Source organism: Bradyrhizobium sp. UNPF46, from assembly GCF_006658625.1.
Lineage (GTDB): Bacteria > Pseudomonadota > Alphaproteobacteria > Rhizobiales > Xanthobacteraceae > Bradyrhizobium > Bradyrhizobium nitroreducens.
Window position 1 is genome coordinate 49,057 of the sequence record NZ_LFJB01000002.1, and the last position, 20,711, is coordinate 69,767.

Genomic DNA, 20,711 nt, shown 5'->3' on the forward strand with positions numbered 1-20,711 from the left:
GCTAAGGGTCCCGGATTGGCGCGCGCTTAAGGGCGCGCTTGTCCGGGACGACACCAGATATCAAATCAGCGGCGTCTCAACACGCCCACACCGCAGCTCACGAATTCCGTCGCGTCGCATTCGTTGCAATCGCTGCCGCCGCCGTCCGGTTCTCCACGCCGAGCTTCGCGTAGATTTGCTCCAGATGCTTGTCGACCGTGCGCGGGCTGAGGCCCAGGATCTGCGCGATGTCGCGGTTGGTCTTGCCCTTGCTGAGCCAGGCCAGCACCTCGCCTTCGCGGGTGGTGAGGCCGAGCTCGCTGGTGAACTCGGCCGGCAGCGCAGTGCCGGATTCCCTGGAGAGCCGCAGCAGAAACTCGTTTGGTGCGGTTTCGCCCATGTAATAGAGCCGGAGCTGCGGATTGTCCGGCAAGGAGATCGCTTGAGACTTCGAGCTGCCCTTGACTCTGGCCTGCTCCAGCCATTGCAGCAGCGCCGGCGTCAGGACGAAGTCGCCGGCCTGTGCACTGTGATGGTCGGACAGCAATTTCTGCGCCTGCGGTGTCGCCCATAGCAAATGGCCCTGGCGGTCGACCGCGAACAGGAAGCGGCCGGAGACGTCGAGCGCGGCGCGCGCGCTCTGCGTCAGGCGGGCATTGCCGAGATGGACGCGGATGCGCGCCAGCATCTCCTCGATCACGATCGGCTTCGTCACGTAATCGACGCCGCCGGCCTCCAGCCCGCGCACGATATGCTCGGTTTCGGCAAGCCCCGTCATGAAGATCACAGGGACGTTGGCAAGATCCGCATCGCGCTTGAGACGGCGGCAGGTCTCGAAGCCGTCGATGCCGGGCATCACGGCATCGAGCAGCACGATGTCGGGCGTGATCTGGTCGACGATGCGCATCGCGGCCGCGCCGTCGAGCGCCACCATCACTGTCATGCCGGCGCCGTCGAGCGCGTCGGTGAGCAGCCGCAGCGTCTCCGGGGAATCATCGACGACGAGCGCGATGTCGCGCTTCTTCGCTTCAATGTTCATGCGCATGCAACGTCTTCAATGTGGCCATATACTGGTCGAGATCGAAGCGATCGACCAGGAAGCGCATCTGCGCGACGAAGTCGGCATGCTCCGGATGCTCGCCGCCGATCTCGTCGAGCTTCAACTGGATGCCCTTGACGTAGCCGATCTGGCCGAGCCCGATCAGCGCCTCGATGTGCCGCGCCGGCGGCCGTGATCCGCTTTCGGGACGCCAGAACGACACCGCGATCTCGTCCGGGCCGTATTGCCATTCGATCCTGAGAAGCTGGCGGATCGTCTCCAGCAGCCGCGGGATGTCTATCGGCTTCATCAAATAGCCGTCGTGGAAGGTCTGTGCCAGCGGCGTGCCGTGGGCCTCCAACGCGCTTGCCGAGACCATCAGGATGCGTGCCTGGTGGTGGCCGCTTGCGCGCAAGGCCTCAGCCACCGACCAGCCATCCATGGTTGGCATCGAGATGTCGAGCAGGAACAAATCAGGCCGGCAGTGCTGCGCCAGCGCAAGACAGCCGGGGCCGTCGGGCGCGCTGAGCAGGATGAAGCCGAGCGGCGTCAGCACCTCGCGCAGGAGGTCGCGATGCACGGGATCGTCGTCGGTGATGAGGATGGTCTTGCGCGCGCCATGATAGCCGGAGACCGGAGCCTCCACCGGCGCGATGCGCTGCGGATTGATGACCTCCGAGAGCAGGATCTTGACCTTGAACGTCGAGCCGATGCCGACCGTGCTCATGACCTTGATATCGCCGCCCATGACGCCGGCCAGCAGGCGGCTGATGGTCAGGCCGAGCCCGGTGCCGGTCTGCGGCTGCGAGGCGCCGAGTGCACCGCGCTCGAAGGGCGCGAAGATGCGCTCGAGATCATCGCCCTGGATGCCGGGCCCGGTGTCGATCACTTCGAACTCGGCCACCGGGCTGCGATAGTGCACGACGAACTGCACGCTCCCGGACTGGGTGAACTTGATCGCGTTGGAGAGCAGATTGATCAGCACCTGGCGCAGCCGCTTCTCGTCGGCATAGACCACGACCGGCAGGTGGGGCGGCCGCCTGAACACGAAGTCGATACCCTTGGCCGCGGCCTGGAGGCGGAACATGCCGACGAGCTGGTCGAGGAATTCGCTGAGCCGCACCTCGTCGCGCGACAGATACAGCCGCCCCGCCTCGATCTTGGAGATGTCCAGAATGCCGTCGATCAGGCCGGAGAGGTGGTCGGCGCTGCGGCGGACGACGCGGACCTGATCGCGCGGCTTCGTGCTCAGCGTCGCGTCCTGCTCCAGGAGCTGGGCATAGCCGCTGATCGCATTCAGCGGCGAGCGTAGCTCGTGGCTGAGGCCCACCACATAGCGGCTCTTGGCGAGGTTGGCGGATTCGGCGACTTCCTTGGCGCGCTGCAGTTCGGCATCGGTGCGCTTGTGGGCGTCGATCTCCTGGATCAGCAGCGTCGTCTGTCGCCGCGTCTCGGCCTCGGCCGCGCGGCGGCTCTGCTGGGCCAGCACGAACAGCCAGGCCACCACGCCGATGATGATGCTGAGCGAGAAGAACACCTTCCACAGCACCTCGGAAACGAGCGCGTTCTCGCCATGCACGCTTGCCGATGTCTGCAGATAGATCAATCCGAGCACCAGCGCGACGAGGCCGGCAGAAACCGCGAACACGCCGACATAATGGCCGAGCTGCGAGTTGATCCGTGCGTAGATCGGCTGTGGCATCAGCTTGCCCAGCGTCTCCGACACCTGCACCTGGATCCGCGCGTGCGGCTTGCAGAGATCGTGGCAGCGGGCGTCCAGCGAGCAGCACAGAGAACAGATCGGCCCAGCATAAGCGGGGCAGGAGGCCATGTCCTCCGGCTCGAACGCGTGCTCGCAGATGCAGCACTGGATCGCCTCGAGGTCCTGCCAGCTCCGCTTCGGCTTGCGCGCGATGTAGTATTTGCCGTCCGTGGCCCAGGCGATCAACGGTGCGGCGATGAAGGCCACCGCGAGCGCGATGAAGGCCGACAGTGCCTTCGCGGTGGGCCCGAACAGGCCGTAAAAGGCGCTGATGGAGACGATCGTGGCGATGGTCATCGCGCCCACGCCGACCGGATTGACGTCGTAGAGATGCGCGCGCTTGAATTCGATCTGCTGGGGCCGCAAGCCAAGCGGCTTGTTGACGACGAGATCGGCGACCAGCGCGCCGACCCAGGCGATCGCGACGTTGGAATAGAGCGCCAGCGTCTGCTCCAGCGCCTTGTAGACGCCGATCTCCATCAACAGCAGCGCCACGATGACGTTGAAGACCAGCCAGACGACGCGGCCGGGATGGCTGTGGGTCAGGCGCGAGAAGAAGTTCGACCAGGCGATCGAGCCGGCATAGGCGTTGGTGACGTTGATCTTCACCTGGGACAGGATCACGAACGTGCCGGTCAGCGCTAGCGCGAGGTCAGGCTGCGACAGCACGTAACGGAACGCTTCGAGATACATGTGCGCCGGCTCGGCGGCCTCCTCCGGCGGCACCCCGTGGCTGAGCGCGAAGAAGGCGAGGAACGAGCCCGCGAGAAGTTTCAGGGTACCAAGCACGATCCATCCGGGGCCAGCGCTCATCATCGCTATCCACCAGGACGCCCTGGACGCGCGGCGGTCGCGCGGCAAGAACCGCAGGAAGTCGACCTGCTCGCCGATCTGCGCCACCAGCGAAAACACCACCGAGGCCGCAACCCCGAACAACAGCAGGTCGAAATGCCCGTTGAGATCGCCGTGCTCACCCGAGAACTTGCGCCACTCCGTAAAGGAGTGCGGGTTGTGCCAGGCGATCGCCGCGAACGGAATGATGTGGAGCACGATCCACAGCGGCTGCGTCCACAATTGGAACCGGCTGATCAGCGTGATGCCGTAGGCCACCAAGGGGATGATGACGACGGCGCTGATGAGATAGCCGACCGGTCGTGGAATCCCGAAGCACATCTCGAGCGCGGAGGCGAGGATCACCGCTTCGATCGCAAAGAAGATGAAGGTGAAGGAGGCGTAGATCAGCGAGGTGACGGTCGAGCCGATGTAGCCGAATCCGGCGCCGCGCGTCAGCAGGTCGATGTCGATGCCGCATTTGGCGGCATAATAGGCGATCGGCACGCCACAGCAGAAGATGATGAGGGAGACCACGAGGATCGCGGCGGTCGCGTTGGTGACGCCGTAGTTCAGGGTGATGGTGCCGCCGATCGCCTCCATCGCCAGGAACGAAATCGCGCCCAGCGCCGTGTTGGCGACCCGGGCGGCGGACCAGCGCCGCGCGCTCTTGGCGGTGAAGCGCAGCGCATAGTCTTCCAGCGTCTGGTTGGCGACCCATTGGTTGTACTGTCGCCTGACGCGGTCTATTCGCTGCCGCCCTGCCACGCTTTACCCCACTCCCGATACGGACCCCGCGCCCTCGCAAATTCCGTACCAAAAGCCTACGTCGGCATTTTGCGGTGCAGTATACGCGATCTTGCGTATGCTTCCGCCGCCCAGATCCGAGCCATCCTCACGGCACCAATCGCGTGTTCTCGAACAAAAGTGGGGTGCTCATGTCGGACGAAGCAAACAAGGGCCTGTTATCGCCGCTTCGGCGCAAACTATTGATGGGAATGGCCGCCGTGCCGGCCATGACGATGCTGCCGCGGGGGGCTTTTGCCCAGGCCCCGGCGACCTCGGCGGTCAACACCACGGGGCTTGCCGTCACCGACACCGAAGTGACGGTCGGCATTCTGCACTCGGCGACCGGCACCATGGCCATCTCCGAAACCGGCTCGATCCAGGCCGAAAAGCTCGCCATCGAGCAGATCAACGCCGCCGGCGGCGTGCTCGGGCGCAAGATCAAGTTCATCCAGGAAGACGGCGCCAGCGACTGGCCGACCTTTGCGGAAAAGGCCAAGAAGCTCCTGGTCAACGACAAGGTCGCGGCGATCATGGGCTGCTGGACCTCGGCCTCGCGCAAGGCGGTGCTGCCGGTCGTCGAGCAATATAACGGCATGCTCTACTACCCGACCTTCTATGAGGGCCTCGAGCAGTCCAAGAACGTCATCTACACCGGCCAGGAGGCGACCCAGCAGATTCTCGCCGGCCTGAACTGGATCGCCAAGGAGAAGGGCGCAAAATCGTTCTTCTTCATCGGCTCCGACTACATCTGGCCGCGCACCTCCAACAAGATCGCGCGCAAGCATGTCGAGAACGTGCTGAAGGGCAAGGTGGTCGGCGAGGAATACTATCCGCTCGGCAACACCCAGTTCAACTCGGTCATCAACAAGATCAAGCTGACCAAGCCCGACGTCATCTTCACCGACGTCGTCGGCGGCTCGAACGTCGCGTTCTACAAGCAGCTCAAGGCTGCCGGCATCGACCTCTCCAAGCAGGCGCTGCTGACGATCTCGGTGACCGAAGACGAAATCGACGGCATCGGCGGCGAGAACATCGCGGGCGCCTATGCCTGCATGAAGTACTTCCAGTCGCTCGACAATGCGAACAACAAGGCTTTCGTGTCCGCGTTCAAGAAGATGTGGGGCGAGAAGACGGTCATCGGAGACGTCACCCAGGCGGCCTATCTCGGCCCGTGGCTGTGGAAATTGACCGTCGAGAAGGCCGGCTCCTTCGACGTCGACAAGATCGCGGCGGCATCGCCCGGCGTCGAATTCAAGGGTGCGCCGGAAGGCTATGTGCGCATCCACGAAAACCATCATCTGTGGTCGAAGACCCGCGTCGGCCGCGCCAAGCTCGATGGCCAGTTCGAGCTGATCTACGAGACCGCCGATCTCGTCGAGCCCGATCCGTTCCCCAAGGGCTATCAGTAAGGCGCGCCACCAGTAAGGGCCGCGGCGCCCGTCGCTCTCCCTCAAGGCAAAACCACTCCCTGGCGTGGATCGCAAGTCCATGCCTCAAGACCCCGCGTCGCGACTCTGCATCGCGACGCGGGACCCTTATCCCCGACGGAGGACATCGATGTTCGGCGACTACTCGCTTGGTGATCTCGGCTCCATCTTCGTCATGCAGGGCTTTGCAGGACTGATCCTGTTCTCGGTCTATGTCCTGATGGCGCTCGGGCTCGCCATCATCTTTGGCCAGATGGGCGTCATCAACATGGCGCATGGCGAGTTCATGATCCTCGGCGCCTACGTCACCTGGATGACATCGAACTTCTTCCAATCCTATCTGCCAAGCTTGTTCAGCGGCTACTTCTTCCTCGCGATGATCCTGGCCTTTGTCGCATCCGGCGCATTGGGGATGCTGGTGGAATGGGTGCTGATACGACACCTCTACAAGCGCCCGCTGGATACGCTGCTCGCCACCTGGGGCCTCAGCCTGATGCTGCAGCAGGCCTATCGCTCGGTTTTCGGGGCGCGCGAGGTCGGCGTCGAGCTGCCGCAATGGATGCTCGGCTCGCTGCACGTCACCGACAGCATCGAGGTGCCGATCAACGGCGTCTTCGTGATGTGCCTCACCGTGCTGATCACCATCTCGGTCGCCTACGTCCTCTACATGTCGCGCTGGGGCCGCCAGGTTCGCGCCGTGGTGCAGAACCGCATCATGGCCGGCGCGGTCGGCATCAACACCGAGAAGGTCGATCGCTATACCTTCGGCCTCGGCTGCGGCATCGCGGGTGTCGCCGGCAGCGCCTTCACCATGATCGGCTCGACCGGGCCGACGTCGGGCCAGCTCTACATCGTCGATACGTTCCTGGTCGTCGTGTTCGGCGGCGCCGCCAGCCTGCTCGGCACCATAGCATCCGCCTTCTCGATCTCGCAGACGCAGTCGACGCTCGAATTCTTCATGTCGGGCTCGATGGCCAAGGTGCTCACGCTGCTCGCGGTGGTCGGCATCCTGATGCTGCGGCCGCAGGGTCTCTTCGCCCTCAAGGTTCGCAAATAACGGGAAGCAGGCAAGTCATGATCATCAACTCTCGCTTCTTCAATCGATCCGAACTCATGGGCTTCATTGCTCTGGCCGCCGTGCTGTTCGTGATCCTGCCGCTGACGCTCGACGTGTTCCGCCTCAATCTGGTCGCGAAATACCTGACCTACGCCTTTGTCGCGCTCGGCCTCGTGCTGTGCTGGGGCTATGGCGGCATCCTGAGCCTGGGGCAGGGCGTGTTCTTCGGCCTCGGCGGCTATTGCATGGCGATGTTCCTCAAGCTCGAGGCCTCGAGCGTCGAGAACACCAAGATCCAGTCGACGCCCGGCATCCCCGACTTCATGGACTGGAATCAGATCACGTCGCTGCCGTTGTTCTGGCAGCCGTTTCACAGCCTCACCTTCACCATCCTCGCCATCATCCTGGTCCCCGGCATCTTCGCCCTGATCATCGGCACGGCGATGTTCAAGCGCCGCGTCGGCGGCACCTATTTCGCGATCATCACCCAGGCCGTCGCCGCCATCCTCACCATCCTGATCGTCGGCCAGCAGGGCTATACCGGCGGCATCAACGGCATGACCGATCTGCGCACGCTCAAGGGCTGGGACATCCGGCCCGACCACGCCAAGATCATCCTGTACTTCGTCGAGGTCGTGCTGCTGTTCGTCTGCATCGGCATCGCGCAGTTCATCCGCCTGACCAAGCTCGGTCGCATCCTGGTGGCGATGCGCGAGCAGGAGGATCGGGTGCGCTTCTCCGGTTACAGCGTCGCCAATTTCAAGATCTTTGCCTTCTGCATGGCCGCGGTCTTCGCCGCGATCGGCGGCGCAATGTTCGCGCTGAATGTCGGTTTCATGTCGCCGTCCTTCGTCGGCATCGTGCCGTCGATCGAGATGGTGATCTACACCGCGGTCGGCGGGCGGATGTCGATCTTCGGCGCGATCTGGGGCGCCATCCTGGTGAACTTCGCCAAGACCAGCCTGTCGGAATCCTTCCCGCAACTCTGGCTGTTCGGCCTCGGCGCGCTGTTCATCGCGGTCGTGCTCGCCTTCCCGAACGGCCTGTCCGGGCTGTGGGCCGACTACGTGCAGCCGCGCATCGATCGGCTGTTCGCCTCGCGCAAGTCGAAGTCGGACTGGAGCGGCAATTCGGTCGCCGACGGCGCAGCACCGGCGGAGTGAGGAGATCGACATGCTCGTTGGACACCACGACGCCGATGCCACACTGACAGTAAGGAGATAGATCGTGCTCATCGGTCATCAGCCCAAGGATTTCCTGCTCGCGGTCTCCGGACTCACCGTCTCGTTCGACGGCTTCAAGGCGGTCAACGACCTCTCCTTCTACGTCGAGGAGAACGAGATCCGCGTCATCATCGGTCCCAACGGCGCCGGCAAGACCACGGTGCTCGACCTGATCTGCGGCAAGACCAGGGCGACCTCGGGCTCGATCCAGTTTCGCGGCAAGGAGCTCACGAAGATGCGGGAGAACGAGATCGTGCAGACCGGCGTCGGGCGCAAATTCCAGACGCCGTCGGTGTTCGAGGACCTCACCGTGTTCGAGAATCTCGAGATCTCGTTCCCGCGCGGCCGCACCGTGTTCGGCTCGCTGACCTTCCAGCGCGACCAGCTGGTGAAGGACCGGGTCGAGGAGGTCGCGGAGATGATCTTCCTCAAGGACAAGCTCAACACCTATGCCGACGAGCTCAGCCATGGCCAGAAGCAATGGCTCGAGATCGGCATGCTGCTGATCCAGGATCCCGACCTCCTGATGCTGGACGAGCCGGTCGCCGGCATGAGCGTGTCCGAGCGCGCCAAGACCGCCGAGCTGCTCAACCGCATCATCAAGAACCGTTCGGTGCTCGTGATCGAGCACGACATGAAGTTCGTCGAGGACATCGCGCACAAGGTCACCGTGCTGCACCAGGGCCAGATCCTCTCGGAGGGGACCATGGAGAAGGTGCAGAACGATCCCAAGGTCATCGAAGTGTATCTCGGCCACTAAGGAGCACGCGATGCTGGCAATTTCGGATCTTCACGTCGCCTACGGCCAGAGCGAGGTGCTGCACGGGCTCAACGTCAAGGTCGCGCCGAACGAGATCGTCGCGATCATGGGCCGCAACGGCATGGGCAAGACCACGCTGATGAAGTCGCTGATGGGCATCCTGCCCGCGAAGAGCGGATCGGTGACCATGGACGGCGCCGAGCTCGGTGGCCTCAAGAGTTATGAGCGCGTCGCCAAGGGCCTCGCCTATGTGCCGCAGGGCCGCATGATCTTCTCCACCATGACGGTGAAGGAGAACATCGAGACGGGCCTTGTCGTTGCGGGCGAATCCGAGGTGCCGGGCGACATCTACGAGCTGTTTCCGGTGCTGCTTGAAATGAAGGGCCGCCGCGGCGGCAATCTCTCAGGCGGCCAGCAGCAGCAGCTCGCCATTGCCCGCGCACTCGCGACCAAGCCGAAGGTGCTGCTGCTGGACGAGCCGACCGAAGGCATCCAGCCCTCGATCATCAAGGACATGGCGCGCACCTTGAAGCGCATCCGCGACGAGAAGGGGCTCTCGATCGTCGTCTCAGAACAAGTCTTGAGCTTCGCGCTCGAGATCGCCGACCGCGTGCTGGTGATCGAGAACGGCGAGATCGTCCGCGATGATCCGCGCGACGCCGTCGATGCCGCACAGGTCTCGAAATATCTGTCCGTCTAACCAACCGTAGTCAAAGGGGAGCATCTCGATGCCAGAGACACTGATCAAGGTCGATCTCACCAAGTCGGCCTATGAAAATGACATGGTGCACAACCGCTGGCACCCCGACATCCCGATCGTGGCCTGGGTCAATCCCGGCGACGATTTCATCATCGAGACCTATGACTGGACCGGCGGCTTCATCAAGAACAACGATTCCGCCGACGACGTGCGCGATATCGACCTGTCGATCGTGCACTTCCTGTCCGGTCCGATCGGCGTCAAGGGCGCCGAGCCCGGCGATCTCCTCGTCGTCGACCTGCTCGACGTCGGCCCGATGAAGGAGAGCCTGTGGGGCTTCAACGGCTTCTTCTCCAAGCAGAACGGCGGCGGCTTCCTGACCGACCATTTCCCGCTGGCGCAGAAGTCGATCTGGGACATCAAGGGCCTCTACACCTCATCGCGCCACGTGCCCGGCGTGAACTTTGCCGGCCTGATCCATCCCGGCCTGATCGGTTGTCTGCCCGATCCGAAGATGCTGGAGACCTGGAACAAGCGCGAGGCCGAGCTGATCTCGACCAATCCGACCCGCGTGCCTGGCCTCGCCAATCCGCCCTTCGCGGCGACCGCCCATGGCGGCCGCGCCAAGGGTGACGTCAAGGCCAAGATCGGCGCGGAGGGTGCGCGCACCGTGCCGCCGCGCGAGCATGGCGGCAATTGCGACATCAAGGATCTCTCGCGCGGCTCGAAGATCTACTTCCCGGTCTATGTGCCCGGCGCCGGTCTGTCGATGGGCGACCTGCATTTCAGCCAGGGCGACGGCGAGATCACCTTCTGCGGCGCCATCGAGATGGCCGGCTGGCTGCATCTGAAGGTCGAGGTGATCAAGGACGGCATGTCGAAATACGGCATCAAGAATCCGATCTTCAAGCCGTCGCCGATCACGCCGAACTACAAGGACTACCTGATCTTCGAAGGCATTTCGGTGGACGAGGCCGGCAAGCAGCACTATCTCGACGTTCACATCGCCTATCGTCAGGCCTGTCTCAACGCCATCGAGTACCTGAAGAAGTTCGGCTATTCCGGCGCCCAGGCCTATTCGATCCTCGGCACCGCGCCGTGCCAGGGCCACATCTCCGGTGTGGTCGACGTGCCCAACGCCTGCGCCACGCTATGGTTGCCGACGGAGATCTTCGACTTCGACGTGATGCCGTCGGCAGCAGGTCCCATCAAGCACATCACCGGCGATATCCAGATGCCGATCTCGCCGGACAAGTGATCCCTGCGCGACGGGATGCGGGACGGCTGGCGTTTCTGGTCGCCCCGCATCCGCCGCCAGGCGTGTTGAACAGGCAAGAGCGTTGGGGATGATGTAAATGCCGGTCTACGAATATCTCTGTGACGATTGCGGACCCTTCAAGGATCTGCGCCCGATGGCGGAATGCGACGATCCGCAAAGCTGCCCGCATTGCGAGACGATGGCGCCGCGGGTGATCCTGACCGCACCGAATTTCTTCTGCATGCCGGCGGACAAGCGCAAGGCACACGCCGTCAACGAGCGCAGCTCGCACGCGCCGCAGACGCTGGCGCAATACAAGGCTTCGCATGGTCCCGGCTGCGGCTGCTGCTCGTCGGGCAAGACGGTCAAGGACAAGAGCTCGGCGGACAAGAAGAAGCCGGCGCGGCTGGTGACGAAGACGAAGAGCGGCGCCAAGGGCTTCCCGACGGCGCGGCCCTGGATGATCAGCCACTGACGCACCTCAAACCAAGAGAAGACAGGAGCGCCCAACATGCTTCATGGTGACATTTCCAGCAGCAACGACACGGTCGGCGTCGCAGTCGTCAACTACAAGATGCCCCGCCTGCACACCAAGGCCGAGGTGCTCGACAACGCCCGCAAGATCGCCGACATGATCGTCGGCATGAAGGTCGGCCTGCCCGGCATGGACCTCGTGATCTTCCCGGAATATTCCACGCAGGGCATCATGTACGACTCCAAGGAGATGTACGAGACGGCCTCCGTGGTGCCGGGCGAGGAGACCGCGATCTTCGCCGAGGCCTGTCGCAAGGCGAAAGTATGGGGCGTGTTCTCGCTGACCGGCGAGCGCCACGAGGAGCATCCGCACAAGGCGCCCTACAACACCTTGATCCTGATGAACGACAAGGGCGAGATCATCCAGAAGTACCGCAAGATCATGCCCTGGGTGCCGATCGAGGGCTGGTATCCCGGCAATTGCACCTATGTCTCCGAGGGACCGAAGGGCCTCAAGGTCAGCCTGATCATCTGCGATGACGGCAACTACCCGGAGATCTGGCGCGACTGCGCCATGAAGGGTGCCGAGCTGATCGTGCGCTGCCAGGGCTACATGTACCCGGCCAAGGAGCAGCAGGTCATGATTTCGAAGGCGATGGCGTGGGCCAACAACGTCTATGTCGCGGTCGCCAATGCCGCCGGCTTCGACGGCGTCTACTCGTATTTCGGTCACTCCGCGATCATCGGCTTCGATGGCCGCACGCTCGGCGAATGCGGCGAGGAGGATTACGGCATCCAATACGCGCAGCTCTCGAAGCATCTGATCCGCGACGCGCGCCGCAACGGCCAGTCGCAAAACCATCTCTACAAGCTGGTCCACCGCGGCTACACCGGCATGATCAATTCCGGCGACAGCCCGCGCGGCGTCGCGGCCTGCCCGTATGATTTCTACAAGAACTGGATCAACGATCCCGAAGGGACGCGCGACATGGTGGAAGCCATGACGCGGTCGACGCCCGGCACGGCGGAATGTCCGATCGACGGCATTCCCAACGAGTCGGCTTCGTCCAACTACTGAGCGGCTGCGCGAGCCGGTCGATCGGCCCGCACCGCGTTTTGCTCGGTGAGGAGGCGTTCACCGATGTGAACGCCTGTCCATAACAATGGACGTTTTGCCGCCGCCGACCTGCGCAGATCGGGAGGCAACGCGCCAAAAGCGTGACCCGGTTGCAACATAGGCCGGCAGAGTCGGTACGATTGTGACCTGGGCAGGTCGATCGGCCGATTCCGTAGTTTCACGGGCGAGCCCAGTCCCCTAATTTGCCGGCGGCGCTGCTGAGGGCGCCGGAGTTCGGGGCTTCGTGGTGGTGTATCGATCGCGATCGAGGGGACAGTTGCGGCCGCGCATCGCGCTGGCGGCTACGTGTCTCGCGGCGGTGCTGTCCGGCGTCGGTCTTCCGACCACGCCGGCCCGCGCGCAATGCGCGCCCGATCCGGCAGCGAGCGGCCAGACCGTCACCTGCAGCGGGACCGACACCAACGGCTTTGCCGCCGGCGGCGGCGTCAACGGGCTCACCGTCAATGTGCTCGCGGGCGCCACCGTCAACGACAACGGCACCGCGGCGATCAGTGTCAACGACGGCAACACCATCACCAACGCCGGCACGCTGTCGGTCGGCGCATCGGGGACGGCTATTTTCGGTGGCCAGAACAACACCGTCACCAACACCGTGACCGGATCGATCACGGGCTTGGCCGATGCGATCGGCGTCTATCTCTTCGGCGGTGCGACCGTGACCAATGCCGGCTCCATTGCCGTCGGCAATTCGTCGGGCGGGCCGTCGGGCGGCATCCTGGCGATCAACGATAGCAACAGCGTCACCAACACGGCGACCGGCACCATCACGGTCGGGCAGAACGCCGTCGGCATCTTCATGCAGGGCAATTTCGAGACGGCGACCAGTCTCGGATCCATTACCGCAGGCACCGGCGGCGCGGGCATTGCCGTGCTCGGCGACGATGCCAAGGTGACCAATGGCGGTTCGATCACGACGGGAAGCGGCGGATCGGCCGGCATCTCGGTGCAGGGTAACCGGGCCGAGGTCAACCAGAATGGAACGATCAACGTCGGGCTGGGCGGAGCAGGCATCCTCATCACCGGAGCCAGTGTAACCATCGTCAACCGCGGGCAGATCTCGGGCGTGGGGTCGGCCGAAGGCATCGTCGTGCTCTCGGATGACGGCAGCATCGTCAACGCGGGGACGATCACTGTCGGCGCGTCCGGCGTCGGGATCGACGTTACCACGCTGAGCACGACCAACGGGATCGTGAATACCGGGACCATCACCGTCGGTGCAGGCGGCACGGGCATCATGCTCAGCGGCGGCGGAACCGTCTTCAACTCCGGCACGATCAACGCCGCGACAGGTGCTGCGGCGATCGAGCTCTGCGGTTGCGGCGGCAATACGCTCACGCTCGGTCCCGGCAGCGTCATCAACGGAACCGTGTTCGGCTCCGGCACCGACACATTCCAGCTCGGCGGCCTCGGCAAGGACAGGTTCAACCTCGACCTGATCGGACCTGGTCTCCAATATGACGGCTTCTCGACGTTCAACAAGGTCGACAGTTCGACCTGGACCGTGACGGGCACCGGCAACCAGGACTGGAACGTGCTGGGCGGCACCCTGCTGCTCTCGGGCACGATCAACGGCACGGTTTCGGTCGCTCCGGGCGGCACGTTCGGCGGAAGCGGCACGGTGACCGCCGTTTCCGTCAATGGCGGCGCGTTTGCGCCCGGCAATCCGACCGGCGCGCTGAACGTTGCGGGCAATCTCACCTTCACGTCGGCGTCCAGCTACGTCGTGCAGGTCTCGGGGGCGAGCAACGGCCTTGCGATCGTGGGCGGCACCGCGACGCTGGCCGGCGCCACCGTCGTCGTGGTTCCGACCGGCACGATCACGAAGCACTACACCATTCTCAATGCAGCCACGCTGCCCGACACGTTCAACCCCGTGGTCGCCGGACTGTCGCCCAACTTGCACGCTACGCTGAGCTACGATCCGAACAACGTCTTTCTCGATCTTGCGTTGGGTTATGGCAGCGGGCTCAACATCAATCAGCAAAATGTCGCCAACGTGCTGACCAACTATTTCAACAGTACCGGCGGCTTGCCCGTGGCGCTCGCCAATCTTTCGCCGGCGGGCCTGAGCCAAGCCTCCGGCGAGTCGGTAACGGGGTCTCAGCAGACGACCTTTGAGGCGATGAACCTGTTCATCAATCTGCTGACCGATGTGTTCGGCTCGGGGCGCAGCGGCTCGCCCGGGGCGCCCCCCTTTGCCGATGACCCGAGCGCGAGTGCCTATGCGGCGACCCGCACGAGCGCGCGCGACGCGTTCGCTTCAATTGCCCGCAAGGCTCCGGCTGCATCGTTCGAGCAGCGCTGGGATGTCTGGGCAGCCGGCTACGGCGGCTCGCAGACCACCGATGGCAATGCAGGCCTCGGCTCGAGCAACACCTCCAGCAGCGTCTATGGCACCGCCGTGGGCCTCGATTACCGCTTCTCGCCATCGACGATTGCGGGCTTTGCGCTCGCGGGCGGCGGGACCGCCTTCAATGTCAACGGTCTCGGTTGGGGCCGCTCCGATCTGTTCCAGGCTGGCGCGTTCGTGCGTCATACGGCGGGGCCGGCCTACATCACGGCGGCGCTCGCCTATGGCTGGCAGGATGTCACGACCAACCGCGTCGTGACGGCGGCCGGCTATGACCAGTTGCGGGCACAGTTCAACGCCAATGCGCTCTCGGGCCGCATCGAGGGCGGCTATCGCCATGCCATGCAGTGGGCGGGCGTCACACCCTATGCTGCGCTGCAGGCCACCTTGTTCAGCCTGCCATCCTATGCCGAATCGGCCGTGGTCGGCAGCAACGTCTTCGCACTCAACTATGCCGCCAAGGACGTGACCAGCACCCGCACCGAGCTCGGTCTGCGCGCGGATCGGTCATTTGCCGCGGCCGGCGGCCTGGTGACCCTGCGCGGCCGCCTGGCCTGGGCGCATGATTACAATCCGGACCGCACGGCAGCAGCGGTGTTCCAGACGCTGCCGGGGTCGGCCTTCGTCGTGAACGGCGCGGCCCAGGCGCGCGATTCAGCTCTGACTACTGCATCAGCACAGATGAACTGGATGAACGGCTGGTCCGCATCGGCGACCTTCGAGGGCGAGTTCTCCAACGTCACGCGCTCCTACGCCGGCAAGGGCCTCGTGCGCTACGCCTGGTGAGACATCGTCGCCGCTGGATCAAGCGGGACGGCCATCCTCCTCCAGGGGAGGATCAGAAAGAGGCCGCTACTGCTTCTTCTGCGGCGGCTTGCGCGGGGGGCGCGGGGCCGCAGCGGCGGGGGTTGGCGTCCCACTCATCTTGTTGGCGGCCTCGCTGACGTCGAGCAGCGAGCGACGAATGTCCTCGAGATAGCCCGCCGATTTCTTCTTCATGACGTCGGCAAGCTCGTGTAGCCCCTTGATCTTCTCGAACAGCTCGTCGGCCTTGCCGTCGACGAAGCCGGGCATCACACCCTCGATCTTCGTGACCGCCTTGTCGAAACCCGCGAAGGCGCTGTCGACCTTCGCCATGACGGAATCGATCTCGCCGCCCTTGCTCCGGAGATCGGCGGTGTAACTTTCGAACGTGCGCAGGCCGTCCTTGATGGCGGGGGCATTGCTGACGATCGTGCGATCGACGCTGTGCAGCGTCTCGACGATGGATTCGGCGTCGCTGAGGTCGGCGGTCAGCACGGGGATGCCGTCCGCGTCCAGCGGCACCGGGGGCGCGGTGGGAGCGCCTCCGATCAGCGAGATCGCGGCAACGCCGGTGAGACCCTGGAACTCGATGCCCGCCACGGTGTCCTTGCGGATCGGCGCGGTGTTGTCGAGCATCACCAGCGCCACGATCCTGCGCGGACTGTCCAGCTTGATCGACAGGATCTGGCCCGCGGGCACGCCGTCGAAATTGACCGGTCCGCCGCGGCGCAGGCCGCTGGCGGACCCGCCCTCGAACACCACGCGCAACTGGCTGCGGCTCTGGATGGTGCGCCATTTCTGCACGCCGAGCAGGCCACCGAACGCCACGGCGATCACCGCCAGCGTCGCCGTTCCGATCACAAGATTGCTCGCGCGTGCCATGCAGCTGAGTCTAAGGCCAAAGCAGGGAAGTTGGAAGAAGGCCGCGATGGTAAGTAGGGCGGGTTAGCGAAGCGTAACCCGCCGCCTTCTTCTCCACTCGTCAAATGCGGCGGATTACGCTTCGCCAATCCGCCCTACGGGCTTTAGGCGTCTCAATGCCCGGCCGCGCGTCTTGCCGCGGCGTTGTTGAGGACGATCAGGGCATCGACCGCGACGCCCGTCCTGGCGTTGATCAGGAACGGGTTGATGTCGATCGAGGCGATTCGGTCGCCCGCATCCGCGATCAGATTGGACAGGCCGACCAGCGCTTTCACCGCGGAGGCCTCGTGCAGGGCCGGCTTGCCGCGGTAGCCGCGCATCTTGATGCCGGCCTTGGTGCGGCCGATCAGGAGCCGTGCCTCGGCCTCGTCCAGTGGCGCGCCGGCGAGCGCGACGTCCTTCATCAGTTCGATGTCGATGCCGCCGGTACCGAACAGCACGACCGCTCCCATCTCGGCATCGAGCGAGGCCCCGACGGCGAGCTCGAGCTCGGCCTTGACCTGTTGCGCGATCAGGATGCCGTCGAGCTTCGGCTTGCCCTTCAGCTTTGCGACCCGTGCGGTGATGTCGGCGAATGCCTTCTTCACCTCGGCCGCGCTGTTCAGGTTCAACACCACGCCGCCGATGTCGGATTTGTGCAGGATCTCGGCGCTGACGACTTTCGCCACGACCGGGAAACCGATCTGCTTGGCGATCTTCGCGGCCTCCGCTGCCGTCTGCGCAATCGACTCCTTGGAGATCGGAATGCCGTAGGCCTTCAGCAGCTTCTTCGAGGCGACCTCGTCGAGCGCGGCGCCGCTGGCCGATCTCAGCGCCTTCTCCAGCACGGCGCGCGCGGCGGGCTTCGAGCTGGAGACGATGTCGGGCACTTCTTTCCGCAGCTTCGCATAGGCGAGCAGAGATTTTATCGCGGTCACCGCCCGGTCCATGCCCTGCATGACGGCGAGATGCGGCAGCGACTTGCGCAACGACTTGGTGAACTCGGTGAAGCCGATCGACATCGCGCTGACGTAGATCAGGGGCTTGCCGCCCTGGCGCGCCATCTCGTCGACGATGCGCAAATTGCGCTCGCGCAATTCGTGCGGCGCCTTCGGCAGCTCGGCATCGACGATGACGATGTCGATGTCGGGATCGTCGATCATCAGCTTGATCGACTTCATGTAGACGGAGGGATCGACCACCGCGGCAAAGCCTGCGTCGAGCGGATTGCCGACGATCGACCCCGGCCCAAGCATCTTCGCCAGCTCGGAGCCGACGTGTGGGCTGAGCGGCGCAAAGTTCAGGCCCTCGGCATAGAAGGCATCCAGCAGCATGCCGCGCTTGCCGCCGGACAGCGTGACGGCAGCGAGCCGATCGCCCCTGGGAACGGCGGAGTGAACGAAGCACTCGGTCGTTTCGATCAGCTCGTCGAGTCCGCCGACCCGGATCACGCCTTCACGCGTCGCGATCGCGTCGAACGTCTCGATCGAGCCTGCCAGCGCGCCGGTGTGCGCCATCGCCGCGGCGCGCCCGCCCTCGGAGGCGCCGAGCTTGAGCGCGATCACGGGCTTGCTCGCCGCGCGCGCCGCCTTGCAGGCTTCGCGAAAGGCCCTGGTGTTGCGCACCCCTTCGAGGTAGACGACGATCACCTTGATGCTCGGATCCTCGGCGAAATACCGCATCAGATCCGGCGTCTCGAGTCCGGCCTCGTTGCCGGTCGTCACCATGTAGCCGACGCCGACACCCCGATCTTCCAGCGCTTGCCGGATCGCCATGACGATGGCGCCTGATTGCCCGGCGATCGCCACCGCACCCTGCTCCATGGTGACGATGCGGTCGTCGATATTGGTGAAGAGCTTTTCGCCGGCGCTCAGATTGCCGAGACAGTTCGGCCCGGTGACGGCAAGCCCCGTTTCGCGTATGGCCGCCTGCAATTCGGCGGCGAGCTTCTGGCTTTCCTCATCCTGCAGCTCGCTGAAGCCCGAGGTGACGATGGTGGCCGAGCGCGCGCCGGCTGCGGCGGCATCGCGGATCACCTGGACGGCGAAGCGGGCCGGCACCAGCACCAGGACGTGATCGGGCTTCTCCGGGAGGCTGGCAAAATCCTTGTAGCAGGTGACGCCCCAGATCGCGTCGCGCTTGGCGTTGACCGGATAGAGGCCGCCCTCGTAACCGTACTTGATCAGATTATTCCAGATGCGTTCGGCATAATTGCCGGGCTTGTCGGTCGCTCCCACCAGCACGATGTTGTGCGGGTGCAGCATGGCGTGGATGCCCTTGACGATGTCTCCGGCATCGGGCGGTGGAGACCATGGGCGCCGAGAAACCGATGCGGCAGGCACTTGAGCTTCCATGCGCTTCCCTCACTTCTTGTTCTTGTTGCAACGCGCTGTCGTGCGCCGGCTTCGGAGGCTGATCGTAGCGGGCTCCATGCCGCGCGGCGGAATGGGCAAGGCCTGACGACAAGACCTGATCATGAGGCTAGCATCACGAGACTTTTGGCGAAAGTGCGAACGGTCCGGCAAGATGCTAGGAAACCGTGACGCATATTCTCTCAAATGGTGATCATGCCGCTTCTGTCCATCGTGGTGCCGACCCTCGATCGTCCCGACACGCTTCGCCACGCGCTCGCGACCATGGCGTGCCAGCCTGCGCAAGCCGATTGCGAGTTCATCGTTCAGAACAATGGCGGCAATCCCGAGATCGCGAAGATGGTCGCAGACCTCCAGGACGGGCGTTTCAGGCATTTTGCCAGCGAGACCGTCCTGACCATGACCGACAATTGGGAGGCAGCGCTCGGCCATGCTTCGGGCGAGTACATCGCCTTCCTCGGCGACGACGACGGATTGATGCCCTATGCATGCGCCACGGCGTCGAGCGTGCTCGCCGACCGAAAGATCGATCTCCTGAGCTGGGATGCCTACAGCTATTACTGGCCGGGCTACTATCATCCGGCCTTCCGCAACCGGCTGCTCGCCGAGATCGACCTGACGTCGTCGGCAAGGCGCGTCTCGTCGCGAAGCGAGCTGGCGCGCATCTTCGGCTTCCAGGCTCACTATGCGCATCTGCCGATGATCTACAATTCGTTCGTCCGCCGCAGCGTCGTCGACCGGATGCGCGCGGCCTGCGGCCGCTACTTCATCGGCCTCTCGCCCGACGTCGCATCCGGTATCGCCAACGCCGCGCTGACAGAGAGTTTCGTCCGGCTGTCACGGCCTCTGAGCATGGCCGGCTTCTCGCAGCACAGCACCGGCCACGCGCTGTTCTTCGAGACCACGAATCTGCTCGAAACGCCGCGGGGGGCGCGCGATTTCGGACCCATCGACGACGATCGTCAGCTCCCCGATCTGAATGCTCTCCAGCTCTTCATCGCCAAGGACATGCTCGACCTCAAACGTCTTCTGCTGGCGGATGACGACGGGGTGCGGCTCGATTTCAAGGCTCTGGCGCAAGCGCTCGCGACCGACATCAACAATCGGCCGCCCTTGTATGACCGGACCGTGCAGACCATCGGCGAACTCGCCCGCATGCACGGATTCGACGTCGCCGACATCATCATTCCTGCCCGTCTTGCGGATCGGCCTCCCCCCGGAAAGGGTATTTCCGTCATAGGACAGAACCGCGTGCTCTACGAGCTGGATGGTTCTGCGCTCGGGCTCAGCTCGATCGCGGATGCCGTGCGCGTGATCGCTCAGTTCGTTCCGGATCAGGCGCCGTTCGATCCGGCTGCCCTGGAGGCTGCCGTGCCCGCGCCGGTGCTCGGCCCGGAGGAGCTCGATTTCAGCCGCGGCGGGGCCGGTACCGCCGCGCTGATCGAGGGGTGGAGCGAGCCGGAGCAATGGGGCACCTGGTCCATCGCCAGGAATTGCGTGCTCCGCTTCGCGATCGATCCCCTTCCGTCACGGCCGGTCGCGCTCGTGATGGCGTGCCGGGCGTTCGTTTCGGATGGAAATCCGCGACTGCAGGCGATTTGCCGCGTCGGCGACGGACCGCAGCAGCAATTGTCGTTTTCGAAGGGTTCGTTCGCGGGCCAGCGCAGGTTGATGCTCGATCCCGCCGCGATTTCCGCCGACGGGACGCTGACCATCAGCCTGTCGCTATCCGATCCGCGCTCGCCCGCTGATCTCGGATTGAGCTCCGACGCGCGCCCCCTCGGCATCGGCCTTGAGCGGGCCTGGCTCGATGACGATGCCCGTGCGTCACCAAGCCGCTGATGGCCG

At 64.3% G+C, this 20,711-nt stretch carries 14 protein-coding genes; 10 read left to right on the forward strand and 4 right to left on the reverse strand.

What is annotated here, in order from left to right; genetic code table 11:
• Positions 1–97: 97 nt before the first annotated feature.
• Together UNPF46_RS00745 and UNPF46_RS00750 are read right to left on the reverse strand one after the other, a co-directional pair.
• Positions 98–1,018 (reverse strand): response regulator, encoded by a 921-nt coding sequence (locus UNPF46_RS00745; RefSeq protein WP_100181494.1) that lies wholly within the window; start codon positions 1,016–1,018, stop codon positions 98–100.
• A complete protein-coding gene (locus UNPF46_RS00750) occupies positions 1,008–4,379 on the reverse strand; it encodes a hybrid sensor histidine kinase/response regulator (protein WP_100180156.1) in 3,372 nt (1,123 codons plus the stop codon). Before UNPF46_RS00750 ends, UNPF46_RS00745 begins: the two co-directional genes overlap by 11 nt.
• A 170-nt stretch (positions 4,380–4,549) precedes the next feature.
• Here UNPF46_RS00750 and urtA point away from each other — a divergent pair, with 170 nt between their 5' ends.
• The 9 genes from urtA to UNPF46_RS00795 all read left to right on the forward strand — a co-directional run bounded on the left by urtA (position 4,550) and on the right by UNPF46_RS00795 (position 15,573).
• Positions 4,550–5,809, forward strand: a complete 1,260-nt coding sequence (urtA, locus tag UNPF46_RS00755) for an urea ABC transporter substrate-binding protein (RefSeq protein ID WP_100180157.1) — start codon at positions 4,550–4,552, stop codon at positions 5,807–5,809.
• A gap of 148 nt (positions 5,810–5,957) precedes the next feature.
• Positions 5,958–6,884 (forward strand): urea ABC transporter permease subunit UrtB, encoded by a 927-nt coding sequence (gene urtB / locus UNPF46_RS00760; RefSeq protein ID WP_100180158.1) that lies wholly within the window; start codon positions 5,958–5,960, stop codon positions 6,882–6,884.
• A gap of 17 nt (positions 6,885–6,901) precedes the next feature.
• Positions 6,902–8,047: an urea ABC transporter permease subunit UrtC gene (gene urtC, locus UNPF46_RS00765; protein WP_174719200.1), complete on the forward strand. Its 1,146-nt coding sequence runs from the start codon at positions 6,902–6,904 to the stop codon at positions 8,045–8,047.
• 64 nt (positions 8,048–8,111) lie between these two features.
• The gene (gene urtD / locus UNPF46_RS00770) at positions 8,112–8,867 is read left to right on the forward strand and encodes an urea ABC transporter ATP-binding protein UrtD (RefSeq protein ID WP_142248697.1); all 756 of its coding nucleotides are present in this window, start codon (positions 8,112–8,114) and stop codon (positions 8,865–8,867) included.
• Between the two features lie 10 nt (positions 8,868–8,877).
• The gene (gene urtE, locus UNPF46_RS00775; RefSeq protein ID WP_097661593.1) at positions 8,878–9,567 is read left to right on the forward strand and encodes an urea ABC transporter ATP-binding subunit UrtE; all 690 of its coding nucleotides are present in this window, start codon (positions 8,878–8,880) and stop codon (positions 9,565–9,567) included.
• 28 nt (positions 9,568–9,595) lie between these two features.
• A complete protein-coding gene (gene fmdA / locus UNPF46_RS00780) occupies positions 9,596–10,825 on the forward strand; it encodes a formamidase (RefSeq protein WP_018316778.1) in 1,230 nt (409 codons plus the stop codon).
• Between the two features lie 97 nt (positions 10,826–10,922).
• Positions 10,923–11,300: an FmdB family zinc ribbon protein gene (locus tag UNPF46_RS00785; RefSeq protein ID WP_100180160.1), complete on the forward strand. Its 378-nt coding sequence runs from the start codon at positions 10,923–10,925 to the stop codon at positions 11,298–11,300.
• 36 nt (positions 11,301–11,336) lie between these two features.
• The gene (locus UNPF46_RS00790) at positions 11,337–12,377 is read left to right on the forward strand and encodes an aliphatic amidase (protein WP_142248698.1); all 1,041 of its coding nucleotides are present in this window, start codon (positions 11,337–11,339) and stop codon (positions 12,375–12,377) included.
• A 316-nt stretch (positions 12,378–12,693) separates the two neighbouring features.
• Positions 12,694–15,573 carry an autotransporter outer membrane beta-barrel domain-containing protein gene (locus UNPF46_RS00795; protein ID WP_246668573.1) on the forward strand — a complete coding sequence of 960 codons (2,880 nt, stop codon included), beginning with the start codon at positions 12,694–12,696 and terminating at the stop codon, positions 15,571–15,573.
• A gap of 66 nt (positions 15,574–15,639) precedes the next feature.
• On the opposite strand, the gene UNPF46_RS00800 is transcribed toward UNPF46_RS00795, so the two are convergent.
• Together UNPF46_RS00800 and UNPF46_RS00805 are read right to left on the reverse strand one after the other, a co-directional pair.
• A complete protein-coding gene (locus UNPF46_RS00800) occupies positions 15,640–16,473 on the reverse strand; it encodes an MlaD family protein (protein ID WP_142248699.1) in 834 nt (277 codons plus the stop codon).
• Positions 16,474–16,625: 152 nt separating this feature from the next.
• The gene (locus UNPF46_RS00805; protein WP_142248700.1) at positions 16,626–18,845 is read right to left on the reverse strand and encodes an acetate--CoA ligase family protein; all 2,220 of its coding nucleotides are present in this window, start codon (positions 18,843–18,845) and stop codon (positions 16,626–16,628) included.
• Between the two features lie 213 nt (positions 18,846–19,058).
• Between UNPF46_RS00805 and UNPF46_RS00810 the strand changes: the two genes are divergently transcribed.
• Positions 19,059–20,705: a glycosyltransferase family 2 protein gene (locus tag UNPF46_RS00810; RefSeq protein ID WP_246668574.1), complete on the forward strand. Its 1,647-nt coding sequence runs from the start codon at positions 19,059–19,061 to the stop codon at positions 20,703–20,705.
• The last annotated feature ends 6 nt before the right edge of the window (positions 20,706–20,711 follow it).